The 14,042-nt window shown below is 74.7% G+C and carries 15 protein-coding genes; 3 read left to right on the top strand and 12 right to left on the bottom strand.

Features of this window, described 5'->3' with window-relative positions; genetic code table 11:
* Positions 1 to 20: 20 nt before the first annotated feature.
* The 10 genes from ACIO9K_RS04065 to ACIO9K_RS04020 form a co-directional block, all read right to left on the bottom strand.
* Positions 21 to 596 (bottom strand): 4'-phosphopantetheinyl transferase superfamily protein, encoded by a 576-nt coding sequence (locus ACIO9K_RS04065; RefSeq protein WP_363582474.1) that lies wholly within the window; start codon positions 594 to 596, stop codon positions 21 to 23.
* A gap of 203 nt (positions 597 to 799) precedes the next feature.
* Positions 800 to 1,960 carry an acyl-CoA dehydrogenase family protein gene (locus ACIO9K_RS04060; RefSeq protein ID WP_363582472.1) on the bottom strand — a complete coding sequence of 387 codons (1,161 nt, stop codon included), beginning with the start codon at positions 1,958 to 1,960 and terminating at the stop codon, positions 800 to 802.
* Entirely contained in the window at positions 1,957 to 2,676 is a 720-nt protein-coding gene (locus ACIO9K_RS04055) for a hypothetical protein (protein ID WP_363617639.1), read from the bottom strand. Before ACIO9K_RS04055 ends, ACIO9K_RS04060 begins: the two co-directional genes overlap by 4 nt.
* On the bottom strand, positions 2,673 to 3,572 hold the full coding sequence (locus ACIO9K_RS04050) for a hypothetical protein (RefSeq protein WP_400326892.1): 900 nt from the start codon (positions 3,570 to 3,572) through the stop codon (positions 2,673 to 2,675). The genes ACIO9K_RS04055 and ACIO9K_RS04050 overlap by 4 nt, the downstream gene beginning before the upstream one ends.
* Positions 3,573 to 3,574: 2 nt before the next feature.
* A complete protein-coding gene (locus ACIO9K_RS04045) occupies positions 3,575 to 3,847 on the bottom strand; it encodes an acyl carrier protein (protein WP_063348736.1) in 273 nt (90 codons plus the stop codon).
* A gap of 47 nt (positions 3,848 to 3,894) precedes the next feature.
* Positions 3,895 to 5,181, bottom strand: coding sequence for a type III PLP-dependent enzyme (locus ACIO9K_RS04040; protein WP_363617643.1), 1,287 nt, complete (start codon positions 5,179 to 5,181; stop codon positions 3,895 to 3,897).
* Between the two features lie 2 nt (positions 5,182 to 5,183).
* The gene (locus tag ACIO9K_RS04035) at positions 5,184 to 6,596 is read right to left on the bottom strand and encodes a hypothetical protein (protein ID WP_363582464.1); all 1,413 of its coding nucleotides are present in this window, start codon (positions 6,594 to 6,596) and stop codon (positions 5,184 to 5,186) included.
* Between the two features lie 121 nt (positions 6,597 to 6,717).
* Positions 6,718 to 7,650, bottom strand: coding sequence for a 3-oxoacyl-[acyl-carrier-protein] synthase III C-terminal domain-containing protein (locus ACIO9K_RS04030; protein ID WP_363617645.1), 933 nt, complete (start codon positions 7,648 to 7,650; stop codon positions 6,718 to 6,720).
* Between the two features lie 193 nt (positions 7,651 to 7,843).
* Positions 7,844 to 8,422 (bottom strand): TrmH family RNA methyltransferase, encoded by a 579-nt coding sequence (locus tag ACIO9K_RS04025; protein ID WP_363582460.1) that lies wholly within the window; start codon positions 8,420 to 8,422, stop codon positions 7,844 to 7,846.
* Complete coding sequence (locus tag ACIO9K_RS04020) at positions 8,419 to 9,063, bottom strand: class I SAM-dependent methyltransferase (protein ID WP_063348741.1); 645 nt, start codon at positions 9,061 to 9,063, stop codon at positions 8,419 to 8,421. Before ACIO9K_RS04020 ends, ACIO9K_RS04025 begins: the two co-directional genes overlap by 4 nt.
* A gap of 240 nt (positions 9,064 to 9,303) precedes the next feature.
* Here ACIO9K_RS04020 and ACIO9K_RS04015 point away from each other — a divergent pair, with 240 nt between their 5' ends.
* Positions 9,304 to 9,501 (top strand): hypothetical protein, encoded by a 198-nt coding sequence (locus ACIO9K_RS04015; RefSeq protein ID WP_363582458.1) that lies wholly within the window; start codon positions 9,304 to 9,306, stop codon positions 9,499 to 9,501.
* Positions 9,502 to 9,550: 49 nt separating this feature from the next.
* Here ACIO9K_RS04015 and ACIO9K_RS04010 read toward each other — a convergent pair whose 3' ends face one another.
* The gene (locus ACIO9K_RS04010; protein ID WP_400326886.1) at positions 9,551 to 12,106 is read right to left on the bottom strand and encodes a lysylphosphatidylglycerol synthase domain-containing protein; all 2,556 of its coding nucleotides are present in this window, start codon (positions 12,104 to 12,106) and stop codon (positions 9,551 to 9,553) included.
* A gap of 82 nt (positions 12,107 to 12,188) precedes the next feature.
* Positions 12,189 to 12,950, bottom strand: a complete 762-nt coding sequence (locus ACIO9K_RS04005) for an SDR family oxidoreductase (RefSeq protein ID WP_400326883.1) — start codon at positions 12,948 to 12,950, stop codon at positions 12,189 to 12,191.
* Between the two features lie 214 nt (positions 12,951 to 13,164).
* On the opposite strand from ACIO9K_RS04005, the gene ACIO9K_RS04000 reads away from it, so the two are divergent.
* Positions 13,165 to 13,431 carry a UBP-type zinc finger domain-containing protein gene (locus tag ACIO9K_RS04000; RefSeq protein ID WP_363582452.1) on the top strand — a complete coding sequence of 89 codons (267 nt, stop codon included), beginning with the start codon at positions 13,165 to 13,167 and terminating at the stop codon, positions 13,429 to 13,431.
* A 171-nt stretch (positions 13,432 to 13,602) separates the two neighbouring features.
* Positions 13,603 to 13,875, top strand: a complete 273-nt coding sequence (locus ACIO9K_RS03995) for a hypothetical protein (protein ID WP_400326880.1) — start codon at positions 13,603 to 13,605, stop codon at positions 13,873 to 13,875.
* Positions 13,876 to 14,042: the final 167 nt, after the last annotated feature.

Raw genomic sequence — 14,042 nt, 5'->3', positions numbered from 1 at the left:
GATTGGAGGGGGAGTTTCTTCTACTTGACAGCCGACCCGAGAGGGCTGCCGCCGGATTCCCCGGGCGGAATTTGATACCACATCCGCCGGGACACGTTAAAGGGCCCGTCGCCGATCAGTGCGACGGACCCCGCGTATTCCTCGGGCAGCGGCAGGTCGGTGACTCTCCACGGCCCGGGCAACGGCCCGGAGCGTGCGTACACGGTGGCTTCCGGTCCGTCGTGGGCGACCGGGATCCCCATGCCCTGGGTGAGTCTGGCGCCCGAGGCCTTCACGCACGCCTCCTTCCTGGTCCACAGCCGGGTGAAGGCGTCGGGCCCGTCCCGGGCGACCAGCTCCCGTTCGTCCGGGGGGAAGAAGCGACCGGCCAGCCGGGCGGTGTCCAGCTCGGCACGGGCCAGCTCGACGTCCACGCCGACCGGCCGTGATGCCAGGGCGAGCAGGGCGATCTCGCCCGAGTGGGACAGGTTGAAGTGCAGGCCCGGCGCGTCCTCGACGGCCGGCTTCCCCCACGGGCCGCGGCTGAAGCGCAGCCCGGCCGGGTGGCGGCCGAGGCGCTCGCCGAGGACGATCCGGGTGGCGGCGTGCGCGAGCACGAAGCGGCGCCGCAGCCCGGGCAGCTGTCCGCTCCGGGCGCGGGCCCGCTCCTGCTCGTCGAGCAGTTCCTCCAGGTGCGGCGGGTACCCGTCCGGGGCGCCCCGGACGGCCTCGCCGCCCGGCCGGTCCGGGTGCTCGCCACCGGTCAGCGGAATCTGCCAGATCTCGACCGTGTCCCGACCGACCGGTTGTTCTGTCCCGTTCAGAACCGGCCCACCTTTCCGGTGTGCAGCCCCTGGAACAGATTCAGCTTCTGGATGTTCCGTGTCCCCTCCATGAACTCCACGCCCCGTGCGTCCCGGGCGAGTTTGTCGAGGAGCGGGTGGTCCAGCCGCGCGCCGGGCCCGAAGAAACCCGGCGCGCGCATCGTGACGTCCTCGGCGAGTTCGCAGGCGCGGGCCTTCGCCGCCGAGGAGAGGTGCCCGGCGGCCGGCCTGCGGTCCACCGCGAGGGCCGCCCGGTAGGTCAACTGGCGGGCCGCGTCGATGCGCTGGCCGAGCGACTCGAACAGCTCGCGCTCCGCGCCGCGCAGTTCCCGGCGGTTCTCGGCGACGTAGTCGTGGGCGGCCCGGGCGATCCCGAGGGCGATCGCGGCCACGCTCGGGCGGAGCTGGTTGAAGACCGAGACGATGCTCCACATCCCCCGCCGGGTCGGCGGCAGGTGGGCGCCGAGCACCCGTTCGGCGGGCACGTGCACCCCGTCGAGGGTGATCCGGGTCAGCTGGACGCCGCGCAGGCCGAGGGTGGGCAGCGGCTCCGCCCGGAAGCCGGGGTCGGCGGTGTCCACCAGGACGGCCAGCACGCCGAGCCGCTCGGTGCCCGCGACCCGCGCGAACACGGCGCCCAGGTCGGCCCGGGCGGCGTTGCCGACGTAGCGCTTCTCGCCGTCCAGGACGTACGAGCCGTCGCCCACCGGGGTCAGCGTGGTGGTCATCTCGCCGATGGCCGAGCCGCGGTCGGGCTCGGTGAGGCCGAAGCAGGTCCAGCGGGGGCGTTCGGCGAGCCGGCCGTACACCCAGTCCTTCTGCGCCTGGCTGCCGAGCACGCTCAGCAGCACCCCGCACATCGAGGCGCCGGGCGCGCCCAGCATCATCCCGGCGTCGCCGCGCGCCAGTTCCTCGCTCACCAGGACCCGCTCCAGGGTGGCCAGGCCGTGCGCGGGGCCGGCACCGGCCTCGGCGGACGCCCGGTCCCACTCCGGCGGCACCTGGTGGCCGGCCAGGAAGCGCACGGCGGGCAGGTCCAGGAAGCGGTGGACGGCGTCCGGGTCCCGGTCGAGGTCGAGCGCGCCCGCCCGCAGGTCTTCGGCCCACCGCCGCACGTACCGGTGCGTGGTTTCCAGCGGGCCGGGCAGGCTGATCACACGTTCCCCTTCCGGGAGTCGACGTTCTGTGCCGTGTCCCCGGCCGGCCCCGGCCAGCCGCAGTACACGTCGGCGAGGAGCTCGGAGGCGTACGCCGCCCGGCCCGGCCCCTCGGCGGTGAAACCGTACGCCCCGAGCAGCCGCAGCAGCGCGCGGTCGGCCTGGGTGATCTGGGCCTGGAGGCGGGCGAGGGCCGGGCCGTCCAGGGGGTGGGCGGGGGCCGACGGGGAGTCGTCCGGCCCCTCGGCGAGGTCGTCGAGGACGCCCTCGATCTCCAGGTGGTCGATCAGCACGTCGGCGAGCGCGCCCTTGACCAGCTGTTGCAGCAGCAGCGAGGAACCCTCGACCTGGCGGCCGGCGAGGTAGGCCAGGCAGGCCTCCCGCAGCCGCTCGGACGCGCCGAGCCGCAGCCAGGCGAGGCCGGTGCCCCAGTCGTGGGCGTCGGGGCCGGCGGGGCCCCGGGTGGCGTCGGCGGGGCTCAGGACGGCCAGGCCGGGCACCGGGTCCAGGCCCCCGTCCCCGTCCTCGTCGTCGCCGAACTCGGCGTACTCGCCGAGGAGTTCGCGCGGGACCACGGCGTGCCCGCGCGGGCCGCGCGGTGCCACCCCGGGGGACAGCGCGCGGGAGAGCAGGGTCAGTGCGGGGACGAGGCCGTCGTTGCGCGCGCTCGTCCGGGCTTCCTGCCAGTGCTCGCGCACCTCGGCCGGAACCGTCATCGGACCCCCAACTCCCCCGTGTCGAGTGTGCAGTAGGCCAGGAATCCGCGTTCCCGGTCGTAGTCGGCCACCACCACCGGGCGGTCCCGGTCGGCGGCGGCGAGCAGGGCGGCCCAGCCGCCGGTGGCGGGCTGTCCGGCCGCCACCTTGGTCCACGGACCGCCGTGTGTCGGAAGTTCAGCACAGCCGTCGGACAGGCCGGAGCCGGTGACCAGCGCGGCCGAGGTGTCCCAGCCGGCGAACAGCCCCGGCTCCGGGAGGCCCTGGGCCGCGCCGCCCAGCGGCGCGTCGCCGCCGTCCCAGTGGATCAGCAGCGCGACCGCGGCGTCCGCGTGGACGGCGCCCTGCCCCGTCGCGGGCAGCGGGAACGGCTGGGTGCCCTGGTCCACGACCAGCAGCAGCAGCCGCGACCAGCCGCACCGCCGGGCGTACTCCACGGCGACCCGCAGCGCGCTGAACGGCGCCAGGACGCCCTGGTCGGACAGGGCGAAGGAGAGCGGCTCGCCCGGCAGCCGCCCCTTCACGCAGGAGGCGACCAGCTCGGCGTGGTCGAAGTCCGGTGCGGAGTAGGCGACCACCACCACCTCGGGGCACTCCTCGGCGGTCAGCGGGCCCAGCGCGTCGAGCGCGCCGTGGGCCAGTTCCACCGAGGTGCGCCGCCCCGAGGCGGCGAACTGCTCGCGGTCGAAGTCCGCGCCGTAGAGCGCCCCGAGCTCGCGGTAGAAGTCCTCCCGCGCGGCCTCCGGCCGGTACGGCGCGCCAGGCCCCGGCGGGGTGTGGGCGCCGGCCCGGATCAGCCGCGGCAGGACCGCCGCCGGGGCCGGGCCGGGCGTGCCGTGCGGGCCGTCCGCGCCGGCCGGGGCCGGACGCCGCACGGGCGCAGTCGCGCGGAACATGCTTAGGCGCTCGCTTCCGCGGCGACGAAGCCGGCCAGCGAGCCCACGGTCTCGAAGTGGGTCATGTCCAGCTCGTCGGCGTCGAACTGCACGTCGAGGATCTCCTCGATGGTGATGAGCAGTTCGAGCGCGCTGCTGGAGTCCAGGCCCAGCTCGTCGAAGAGGCGGACGCCCGGGTCGGCGCCGGAGACGTCCTTGTTGAGGACCTCCGACAGGCCCTTGCGGACGGCGTCGACGTACTTCACGTCGGCCACGGTGTTGGCGGTGTCGCTCATGGTGTTCTCCTCGGGCTGGTCCCGGCCGTGGGTCGGCCGGTCGGTGGTCAGTTCTGGTCGTCGCCGGGGGCCGCGTACAGCCGCTGGCGGCCGAGCATGGCCTCGACGTCGTCGCGCTCCCGGATCAGGTGCGCCCGCCCGTCCAGGACGAGCACCTCCGCCGGGTAGCCGTGGCTGAGGAAGTGCACCGGCGAGGCCGTCGGCCCGTACGCGCCGGAGCGCTGCACCCCGATCAGCTCGCCGGCCCGCAGCGCCGGCATCGGCACCTTCTTGCCGATGACGTCGTTGGGCGTGCAGAGCGGGCCGGTGATGTGCCAGGGCTCGGTGGCCGGCTCGTCCAGCCGCTCCAGCGCGGCCATCGGGAAGTTGCGCTTCACGTACGAGCCGATGCCGACGGCCGCCATGTGGTGGTTGGTGCCGCCGTCGGTGACCGCGAAGTTCTCGCCCATCGAGGTCTTGGTGTAGCGCACCCGGGTGACGTAGGTGCCGGACGCGGCGACCAGGAAGCGGCCCAGCTCCATGATCATGCGGGTGTCCGGGTGCCGGGTGCGGAAGTCCGCGATCAGCGGGTTGAGCCCGGCGGTCAGCTCGGCGACGTCGAGGTCCTTCTCGTTGTCGAAGTAGGCGATGCCGAGGCCGCCGCCGACGTCGACCGTCTCCAGCGGGAAGCCCAGCTCGGTGGAGAGGCGCTCGGCCAGCTCCAGGATCCGCCGGGTGTTCTCGACGACGGACTCCTCGATCAGGATGCGGGTGCCCAGGTACACCTGGACGCCCATCAGCCGGATGTTGGGGTAGCGGCCGGCGAGGTCCTTGCCCTCGGCCAGCAGCAGCTCCTCGTCGGTGCCGAACTGGCGCGGCTTGCCGCCCATGGTCAGGCCCGAACCCTTCACCGAGAAGCTCGGGTTGACCCGCAGCGCGACCCGGGCGGTGATCCCGCGCCCGCGGGCCACCTCGTCGATCAGGTCCAGCTCGCCGATCGACTCGCAGACGATCGCGTGGATGTCCTCGTCCAGGCAGGCCGCCACCTCGCCGCGGCTCTTGCCCGGGCCGAGGAAGATGATGTCGCGCGGCTCGACCCCGGCCCGGCGGGCGGTGACCAGCTCCGTCAGCGAGGACACCTCGGCGCGCGAGCCCAGGCTGTGCAGCAGCGCGCAGACGGAGATGTTGGGGTTCGCCTTGAGCGAGTAGAAGACCTCCAGCGCCGGGTGCAGCGCCTCGCGCAGCCCCTGGAAGCGGGTGGTGATCTCCTCGCCGTCGTACAGGTAGAGCGGGGTGCCGAACTCCTCGGCGAGCTCGGTGATCCCGAGGCCCTGCACCTCGAATGCGACGCTCACGGTCAGCTCCGTTCCGGGTAGGCCGCGAGGCGGCGGGTGATGTCGGTGTCGAGCGCCTCGATCTCCTCGTCGGAGGCACCGACGAGCACGCCGTACAGCCGGCCCTCGAAGCCGTCCGCTTCGGTGTCGGCGGCGGTGCCCGCGGCGGCGTTCACCGTGGCGTAGTTGTTCACGAACAGGCCGCGCGGGCGCGGTCCCCGCTCGGTCAGCAGCAGCCCGTCCAGCACCTCGGCCAGTTCGGCGAAGGGCAGCGGGCGGGTCAGCCGCAGCGGGAAGTGCCGGGCGACGGCGACCTCGTCGGCCCCGGCCAGGCCGCCCTCGTGCACCACGTTCTGGTACGTGGACATGTTGTTGCGGGCGTTGATCTCGATGACCGGGTACAGGCCCTCGTCCGGGTCGACCATCGCGTCGACGCCGACCACGCCGTAGTAGCCGTCGGCGGCGAGCCGCTCGCCGAGCCGCAGCGCCGTCGCCCCGATCTCGGCGACCTGCCCGTCGGTCAGCCGGGCCGGGATCCGGTGGCCCTTGTGGACGCCGCCCTCGGTCAGCAGCTCCTTGACGAAGTCGAAGTGCGTGGAGCCGTCCCGGCCCACCGTGAACTGGTAGTTGAGGTCGCAGCGCTTGGCGACCCACTCCTCGATCACCAGCGCGGTGCGCGGGGCCCCGCCCGCGGCCTTGGCGGCGCGCTCGGCCTGCTGGACCGCCATCCGGTGCAGCCGGCCCAGCCGGGCCTCGGAGTCCAGCACGACGATGCCCTTGCCGGACACGCCGAACGCGTCCTTCAGCACCACCTTGCGGCCCGCCGCCAGCAGTTCACCGGCCGCGGCCACCGCCTCGGCCAGCTCCTCCAGCGTCTCGCAGGCCCAGCCGCGGGCCTGGCGGATGCCCAGCTCGTCGGAGAGCCGGCGGCTGTACACCTTGCTGTTGACCCGCTTGCAGACCGCGGCGGTCGGCGCACCCAGCCGCAGCCCGGTGCGCTCGGCGAGCTCCTCCTCGACGGTGGAGATGCCGTGCGCGGTCAGCCGGGCGCCCTCGGCGGCGACGGCGGACAGCGCGCGCAGCAGCTCGGGGTCGGCGAGGGCGTCCTCGCTGACGGTGCGCTGCGGGTCCTGGCCGGCCACCACGTGCACGGTGGGCAGCTCCAGGCCGAGGCCCTCCAGGTAGCCGCGGTAGCCCTCGTCCAGGGCGGTCTTCAGCACGACGTGGTCGTCCTTGCCGCCGAGCAGCAGCGCGAACTCGTCCATGCGGTTCACCACCGCACTGCCCGCGTGCGAGGCGACCCGGGGCAGCGCGGGCTCGCCGAGCGCCCAGTGGTTCTCCACCTCGAAGTTGCCCAGGAACACCAGCGGGGTGTCCGCGGACCCGGTCACGGCGCGCTTGAGGCGCGCGCTGAAGCCGGAGGACGGTAGATGCATGTCGACCTCGTCATTTCTCGTGTGCGCTCGGGCGCGGTGCGGCGGGTGCGCGGGTACTGCGGTGCTGCGGTGGTGCGGGTGCGCCGGTACTGCGGGGGCCGGCCGATCCGGTGGGCGGCCGTCAGTGCTCCAGGACCATCGCGGCGAAGGTCGCCCCGAGCCCCACGCTGGTCATCAGGTAGCGGTCGCCGGGGCGCAGCCGCCCCAGCTCGGTGGCCTTCTGCAGGTTGATGAAGGGGTCGGCGCAGAAGCAGTGCCCGGTCTCGCCGACCAGGTCGAGGAAGACCTTGTCGAGCGGCAGCCCGAGCGCCTTGCAGACGCCGATCCACGACAGCCGGTTGACGTTGTGCGGCAGCACGAGCGCCAGCTCGTCGAGGCCGCAGTCGGCCTCCTCCAGGGCGGCGCCGATCACCTCGCACAGGCCGGGCCCGTACAGGTCCTGGAACTCCTTGGCGGCGGCGTCGCCCATGATGAACTCGTCGCCGAACTGGGTGTGGGTGCGCGTCGCGTAGCCGAGCATCCGGTCGGAGCCGGCACGGTCCGCGCTCACCAGGAAGGCCACGGTGCCCTCGCCCATGACGGTGACGTCCGGGATGGACTGCGTCCGGGTGGTGCACGCCTTCTCCCCGGCCAGGACCAGGGCGAGCGCGTTCGGATCCGGGTCGGCGGCCAGCAGGGTGCCCGCCAGGTCCAGCGCGAGCAGCCCGGAGGCGCAGGCGTGGTGCGAGACGACGAAGCCGGCGGCGTGCTCCAGGCCGAGCTCGACCTGGATCGGTCGGAGCGAGGTCATCGGGTACGGCAGCGGCGACGGCATCGTGCGGGCCTGGAGGACGTACTTGACGCGCTGTTCCTGCCCGCGCAGCTCCACCAGCTTGGTCGCGGCGCGCAGCAGCAGCTCGGTCTCGGTGGCCGCGGGGTCGCGGCACACCTCGGAGAGCCCGTAGAAGCGCTGGTAGCGCCGGAGCTGCACATCCGTCAGCTGGAGTTCCTGTTGGAAGCGCGCGATCGGGATGGTGTCGGGAAGACAGCTGGAGACTGCCGTGATCGACGTCATGCCAACTACAGTCGCCTGGAGCGCTGACGCTTAGCTGACGCTGCGCTGACCACCGCCGGCGGGGCCGGGGCGCGCTCCCCGCGCGGACGCCGGGGAAGTCCGGCCCGCAGGCGTGGTCGACCGTCCCGTACCGCCGGGCGGAAACGACCGGAGGGGTGGCCTTTCGGCACACCCCTCCGGATCGGATCAGGTCCTACTCGTCGTCGGCCCCGCCGAGGTCGCCGAGGTCGGTGCCGTCCGGGGTGCCGCTGATCGCGTACCCCTGGCGGCGCGCCTCGTAGCAGGCCACCGTCGCGGCCGCCGACACGTTCAGCGAGCCGACCCGGCCCAGCTGCGGCACGAACACCACCTGGTCGCAGAGCGCCAGCGCGTCGGGGGTGATCCCGCGGTCCTCGTGCCCCAGCACGAAGGCCACCGCCGGGGTCAGTTCGGCGGCGAACATCGGCACCGCCTCGTCCGCCAGCTCCAGGCCGACCACCTTGAAGCCGTCCGCCTTCGCCGCCGCGACCGCCTCCGCGACCGTCGGGAAGTGCTCCACCTTCAGGTACTTGTCGGTGCCCATCGCGGCCTTCTGCGCGCCCGAGGAGCGCACCGACGGGGTCTCCCCGGCCAGGTACAGCTTCTCGGCGCCCATCGCGGCCCCGGTCCGGACCACCGAGCCGACGTTGAACGGCGACTGCAGGTTCTCCAGGATCATCGCGAGCCGGAACTCGTTGCTGCGCCGCCACGAGCGGTGCAGTCGCTTCAGTTCGGTCCCGCGCAACTGCTTCACGACGACGTTCCCCGTCCACTCTCCGTGCCCTCGCCCGGCTCCGGGCGGGGTCGTGCTTCCAGAATCCGGAACCCGTTGACCGACGCGACCCGGGTGGTCGGGTAGCCCTGCTCGTTCAGCCACTTCTGCAGCGAGTCCGAGCCCAGGTGCTTCTGCACCACCAGGAACGCCGAGCCGTCCGGGGTCAGCCGGCCGAGCCAGTGCGTGAGCAGCCGGCGCAGCGCGGCCTTGCCGATCCGGATCGGCGGGTTGGAGTAGATGGTGGCGAACCGCACGTCCTGCGGGACGTCCTCGGGCAGCGCGGCCTGGACGTTGCCCAGCCGCAGCGCCTCGGCGTTCAGCCGCACCAGTTCCAGCGCGCGCTCGTTCACGTCCACCGCCCAGACCGGCAGCCGCCTGCGCCGGCTCGCCCAGGTCAGCGCGATCGGGCCGTAGCCGCAGCCGACGTCCAGGATCGGGCCGCGCACCCGCGGCTGCGGGGCGTGCTCCAGCAGGATCCGGGTGCCCGGGTCGAGCCGGCCGCGCGAGAACACTCCGGTGTCGGTGGTCAGTTCGAGGGTGAGGTCCGGCAGGGAGACCGTGATCGGCCGGCGCTCGCTGGCGACCTCGGGTGCACCGGTGAAGTAGTGCGAGCCGGACATGATTTCCCCGTCGTTCGTAAGGGCCTCGGGGCCACCGGGTGGGTGTGGGTAAGCCCTTGGTACGGCACCGATCGTACCCCCGGTGGCCTGCGGCGCGTTCCGTGCCGGCCGGCGGCCCGGGCGCCGCGGGGCCGCCGCGGCGCAATCGCGCCCGGCCGCCCGGCGACGGATACTGCCAGTACCGCCCCCGCGCCCGTGGGAGCCTCCGGACAGTGCCTCCGAACAGTGAGGACGGACGCCATGCCGCAGAATCACGAGGACTACCTGATCGACGAGGCCGTCGAGACCGTCGAACCCGACGACGAGGCACCCGAGGGCGACGAGTACGACGAGGTGGCCGAACGCCGGGCCGTCGGAGCCGACCCGGCCACCGATGTCGCCGACGCCGCCGAGCAGAGCCGCGTCGTCCAGCTCGACGAGGACGAGTACCGCGAGTAGCCGCCGCCGGGACCGGTCCGGGGCGCCATCCGGGGTGCTGTCCGGGGCCCTACAGCGCCCGGCGGCGCTGCAGCCAGGTCATCGCCGCCCAGCCCGGCAGCACCGGCAGGATCAGCGTCAGCAGGCGGTACGTCGCCACCGCCGCCAGCGCGCCGCCCTTCTCCATCGACGCGGTCTGCTGCAGCAGCGCGATCAGCGCCCCGTCCACCGCGCCGGCCCCGCCCGGGGTGGGCGCCACGTTGCCCGCCGCGTTGCCCACCAGGAACACCACCGCCACCGAGGCGAAGGACGGCTCCCGGCCGATCGCCCGGGTGCAGCAGTACAGGCAGCCGATCAGGCAGATCGACACCAGCAGCTGCCCGGTCAGTCCCACCGCCAGCCGGGCCGGGCTGCGCAGCAGGTCCAGCAGCCGCGGCAGCACCTCGGTGGTCAGCGGCCGCAGCCGCGCCGCCAGCCAGCGCCGGGCCGGCGGCACCGCCGACACCACCGCCAGCAGCGCCGCCGCCCCCGCCAGCCCGCCCACCACGGCGGGCAGCGCGTCCAGCTCCGAACCGCCCGGTTGCAGGTCCAGCAGGTAGACGAAGGCGCCCAGCTGGAGCAGGTGCAGCACCAGGCCGATCAACTGCCCCACCCCGACGCTGGACAGCGCCTGCGCGGTCGGGATCCCGGCCCGCTGCAACAGCCGGGTGTTCAGCGCGATCCCGCCGACGCCCCCGGGCGACACCAGCTTCACGAACGCCCCGGCCAGCTGCGCCAGCACCGCGTTGCGGAAGTCCAGCCGCTCCGGCACGAACCCGACGAACCCCATCGCCGCCGTCACGTGGCTCAGCGCCGCCGCCAGCAGCGCCAGCGCCAGCCACGCCGGATCGGCGTCGGCCACCGCCGCGATCGGGTTGTCCTCGGCCGCGAACAGCTGCGGGATCAGCAGCCACCCGGCCACCACCCCGCCCACCACCGCCAGCAGGGTCCGCGGCCGCAGCCGCTCCAACCGCACCGGCCGCACCTCCGCCTGCGGCCTGGTCCGCAGCACCTCCGCCCGGATCTCCTCCAGCAGCCCGCCCCCGCCCCCGCCGGCGGCGGCCTCGTCGGGCCCGGGGTCCGCCGGGCCGCCCGTGCGGGCGGCGGCGGTCGGGCGGGCGGTGTGCTTGAGGGCGTGGCGGGTGGTGCGGGCGAGCGCGATGGGCTGGAGGAGGGGGAGGGCGGCCTCGACGGTGTCGGCGCCGAGGACGGTGACGGCGGTGTGGACGGAGCGGGCCGCGCCGGCCCGCAGGGCGAGGGTGGTGAGCAGCTGGGCGATGTCGCAGCGCAGCACGAGTTCGCTGGCCGCGATGTCGCCGTCGGCGAAGTCGACCAGGTGCACCGCGCCGGTCGCGTCCACCAGCAGGGAGGACGGGACGAGCGCCCGGTGGGCGGTCTCCCGGCGCTGGAGGCGGGCGAGCTGCCGCCAGGCGTCGGCCAGCAGGTCGTCGGTGATCTCCTCGTCGGGGAGCCGGTCGAGGGTGCGTCCGGGGAGGTGCTCGTAGGCGATGAGGGCGGTGTCCTGGCCGAGGCCGGCGGTGGCGGCGATGCGGCGGGTGCGGACGCCGGCGGCGAGGGCCGCGTAGGTGACGAGCGCCTCGTGTTCGAGGCCGGCGCGGGGGGAGCGCAGGGCCCGGGGGTGGGGGGCGGTGCGCAGCCGCAGGCGGCGCCAGGCGCGCTGGACGGCGGCGGCGGTGACGGCTTGCCGGTCGAGGAGCTGGACGTCGAGGTCGGGCCGGTCGTCGGCTTGCCGGACCAGGTAGCGGTCGGGCCCGGCGGGGTGGGCCTCGGCCGGGTGCAGGCCGCTCTCGCGCAGGGCCCGGAGGACCTCGCCGGGCCTGGGCAGCGGGTCGGGGGTGCCGACGGCGTAGAGGGTGCCGTGGGCGCCGGTCCAGCCGATGAGCAGGCCGAGCAGCAGGGCGGTGGGGGTGGCGTACCCGCCGGCGAGTCCGGCGAGGCCGGAGAGGGCGAGGACGGCCCAGGGGGCCCGGTGTTCGCGGTTGCCGGAGGCGGTCATGAAGGCGAGGACGGGCGCGAGGTAGCCGTAGACGGGCTCGGTGTGGCCGAGGGCACCGCCCGGTAGGGCCTGGGTGAGGGCCGCGAGCAGGGAGACGGGGGCGACGCCGTCGGCCCACAGGTCGAGGAGCAGGGTGGCGCCGTAGGCGAGGACGGCGGCGAGCAGGCCGTCGGAGACCTGCTGGAGGGCGCGTCGCCGGTCGGGGCCGAGGAGGCGGCGGGCGGCGAGGACGACGGGCACCAGCAGCACGGCGGCGGTGGTGAGGCCGCCGGCGAGGCCGGCGAGCGGCCGGGGCACCAGTTCGGCGGCCTCGGCCACGTCGGCGGCGATGCCGCCGGTGGTGGCCCGGGCGTAGTCGGCGAGCAGCAGGGTGAGGGCGATGGCGATGAGCCCGGTGAGCAGCCGGATCAGGGCGACGGGCTGCCGGATCCGGCCGGGTTCGGACACCGCCCGGGCCGGGCCCCGGCCGGCTCCGGCGCTCGCCGGTATGCCGGTGTCCGCCGGTGCGGGCGTGCCGGCGGTGTCGCCACCGCCGGTGTCGCCGTTCGTTCTCCCCGTCACGATCGCCACGGGTGGCATGCTCCCATGCCTCCCCTGATGGTGGAGCCGGAGCCCGGAAGCCGGCCCGGATCGGGGGAGTCCGAGGAAGGCCCTACGCCTGCCGGGTCGGCACGACGACCGTGTGGCTCAGGTTGACGTGCCGGGGGCGGCTGACGGTGTAGGCGATCAGGTCGGCGAGGTCGTCCGCGGTGAGTGCGGGGATGGCCGCGAACATGCCGCCGAGCTGTTCGCGCAGGGCGGGGTTGTCGATGTGGCCGCCGAGTTCGGTGTCGGTCAGGCCGGGCTCGATGGAGCTGACCCGGACGTCGCGGGGGCTGAGTTCGGAGCGCAGGGCGGCGGACAGCTGGGTGAGCGCGGCCTTGGTGGCGCTGTACACGGCGTAGTTGGGGAAGACGACGCGCGAGGCGATGGAGGAGACGTTGACCAGGTCTGCGGCCCGGCCGTCGGCGGCGGCCGCGGTGAGGTCGTCGGCGAAGGCGCGGATGATCCGCAGGGCGCCGGTGAGGTTGGTGTCGACCATGCGGGTCCACTCGTCGGTCCGGCCGTCGGCGAGGGGGTTGGGCAGCATCACGCCGGCGCTGTTGACCACCAGGTCGACCCGGCCGTAGGCGTCGTGGACGGCCTTGGCGGCGGCGTCGACGGAGGCCTGGTCGGTGATGTCGGCGGTGACGGCGAGGGCCTGGCCGCCGGCGGCGGCGAGCTCGGCCGCGAGGGTGTCGAGGCGGTCGGTGCGGCGGGCGAGCAGGGCGACCCGGGCGCCGTGGGCGGCGAGCAGGCGGGCGGTGGCCGCGCCCATGCCGCTGGCGGCTCCGGTGACGACGGCGGTGCGGGCGGCGAGGGCGGGGTAGCTCATCGGTGGCTCCTGGGCCTGGGAGGGTGGTGGGGCTGACGACGACAACTGTGTGCGGGCGGCGGAGGTTCGCCCAGGGCCGTGTGCGTCCGGGGTGCGGCCCTCCCGGGATCCGCGTTCCTGGGTGCGGCGGTACCACCCTGGCGCCGGGAAGGCCGACCGGGCGCGCGGCGTGTCTTGAGGCCGGGGCCGGCCGGGCCGTCACTACCCTGCGGGCATGAGTGCCTGCGAAGACCTCGCCGCGGCCCCCCAGGACATCGAGCCCCTCCCCCCGGCCGACGGCTGCGCCGACTGCCTGGCCCAGGGGCGCCGGGACTGGGTGCACCTGCGGATCTGCCTGGACTGCGGCCACATCGGCTGCTGCGACTTCTCGCCGCAGCGGCACGCCACCGCGCACTTCCACAACACCTCGCATCCGGTGATCCGCTCGTACGAGCGGGGCGAGGACTGGCGCTGGTGCTTCGTCCACGAGGTCATGGGCTGAGGCCCGGCGCGGGGCGCGTCCCGCGGATCGGGCCGCTCCGGGGAAAGCCGGGGCCCGTTTCCGGTGGCATCCGGGCGCAAACCGGATAAAATCCGGACATAACGCCCGCGCGGCCCCCGGCCCCTCCGGTCGACATCCGTCCCGCCGGTGACCGCCGAAGGGAGGCCGACGATGACCAGGCGAACACCGGGCAGCACTGCCCAGCTCCGCCGGGGCACCCAGGAACTGCTGGAGCGCCGCGGCATGGCGACCGCGCCCACCCGGCTGGTGCCGATGCTGCGCGCCGACGCCATGTCCTCCGCCACCGCCGGGTACGCCGCGCCGGACGCCTTCCGGCACGGCGGCCGCGACCGGGCGGCCTCGGCGGGGCGCGCCGCCCCGTCGACGCACGCCGAGCTCAAGGGCCACCGGCACCGCGGAGCGGAGAAGCACTCCGCCCACTGAGCGGATCCGGGTCCGGGGGCGGGCGCCGCGTTCCGGCGTCCGCCCCCGACGCGTGCTCGGGGGGCGGTGTCCGGGGTGGTTCGCGGTCGGTGCGGGGGCGCGCCGGGGCGTTGTCAGTGGGCTGGAGTACCTTCGTGCCGTTCACCAGCACGGGGCGGGACGACGGG

The sequence above is a fragment of the Kitasatospora sp. NPDC087271 genome, from assembly GCF_044744605.1.
Taxonomy (GTDB): Bacteria; Actinomycetota; Actinomycetes; order Streptomycetales; family Streptomycetaceae; genus Kitasatospora.
Note: the sequence above shows the minus strand (reverse complement) of the source record. Positions and strands in the feature narration are given on the sequence as shown.

Bases quoted from the DNA above. Each gene is read 5' to 3' on its own strand.
- ACIO9K_RS04055 (WP_363617639.1), bottom strand. From the start codon at position 2,676: ATGACGGTTCCGGCCGAGGTGCGCGAGCACTGGCAGGAAGCCCGGACG.
- ACIO9K_RS04050 (WP_400326892.1), bottom strand. From the start codon at position 3,572: ATGTTCCGCGCGACTGCGCCCGTGCGGCGTCCGGCCCCGGCCGGCGCG.
- ACIO9K_RS04035 (WP_363582464.1), bottom strand. From the start codon at position 6,596: ATGCATCTACCGTCCTCCGGCTTCAGCGCGCGCCTCAAGCGCGCCGTG.
- ACIO9K_RS04020 (WP_063348741.1), bottom strand. From the start codon at position 9,063: ATGTCCGGCTCGCACTACTTCACCGGTGCACCCGAGGTCGCCAGCGAG.
- ACIO9K_RS04030 (WP_363617645.1), bottom strand. From the start codon at position 7,650: ATGACGTCGATCACGGCAGTCTCCAGCTGTCTTCCCGACACCATCCCG.
- ACIO9K_RS04005 (WP_400326883.1), bottom strand. From the start codon at position 12,950: ATGAGCTACCCCGCCCTCGCCGCCCGCACCGCCGTCGTCACCGGAGCC.
- ACIO9K_RS04015 (WP_363582458.1), top strand. From the start codon at position 9,304: ATGCCGCAGAATCACGAGGACTACCTGATCGACGAGGCCGTCGAGACC.
- ACIO9K_RS04000 (WP_363582452.1), top strand. From the start codon at position 13,165: ATGAGTGCCTGCGAAGACCTCGCCGCGGCCCCCCAGGACATCGAGCCC.
- ACIO9K_RS03995 (WP_400326880.1), top strand. From the start codon at position 13,603: ATGACCAGGCGAACACCGGGCAGCACTGCCCAGCTCCGCCGGGGCACC.
- ACIO9K_RS04045 (WP_063348736.1), bottom strand. From the start codon at position 3,847: ATGAGCGACACCGCCAACACCGTGGCCGACGTGAAGTACGTCGACGCC.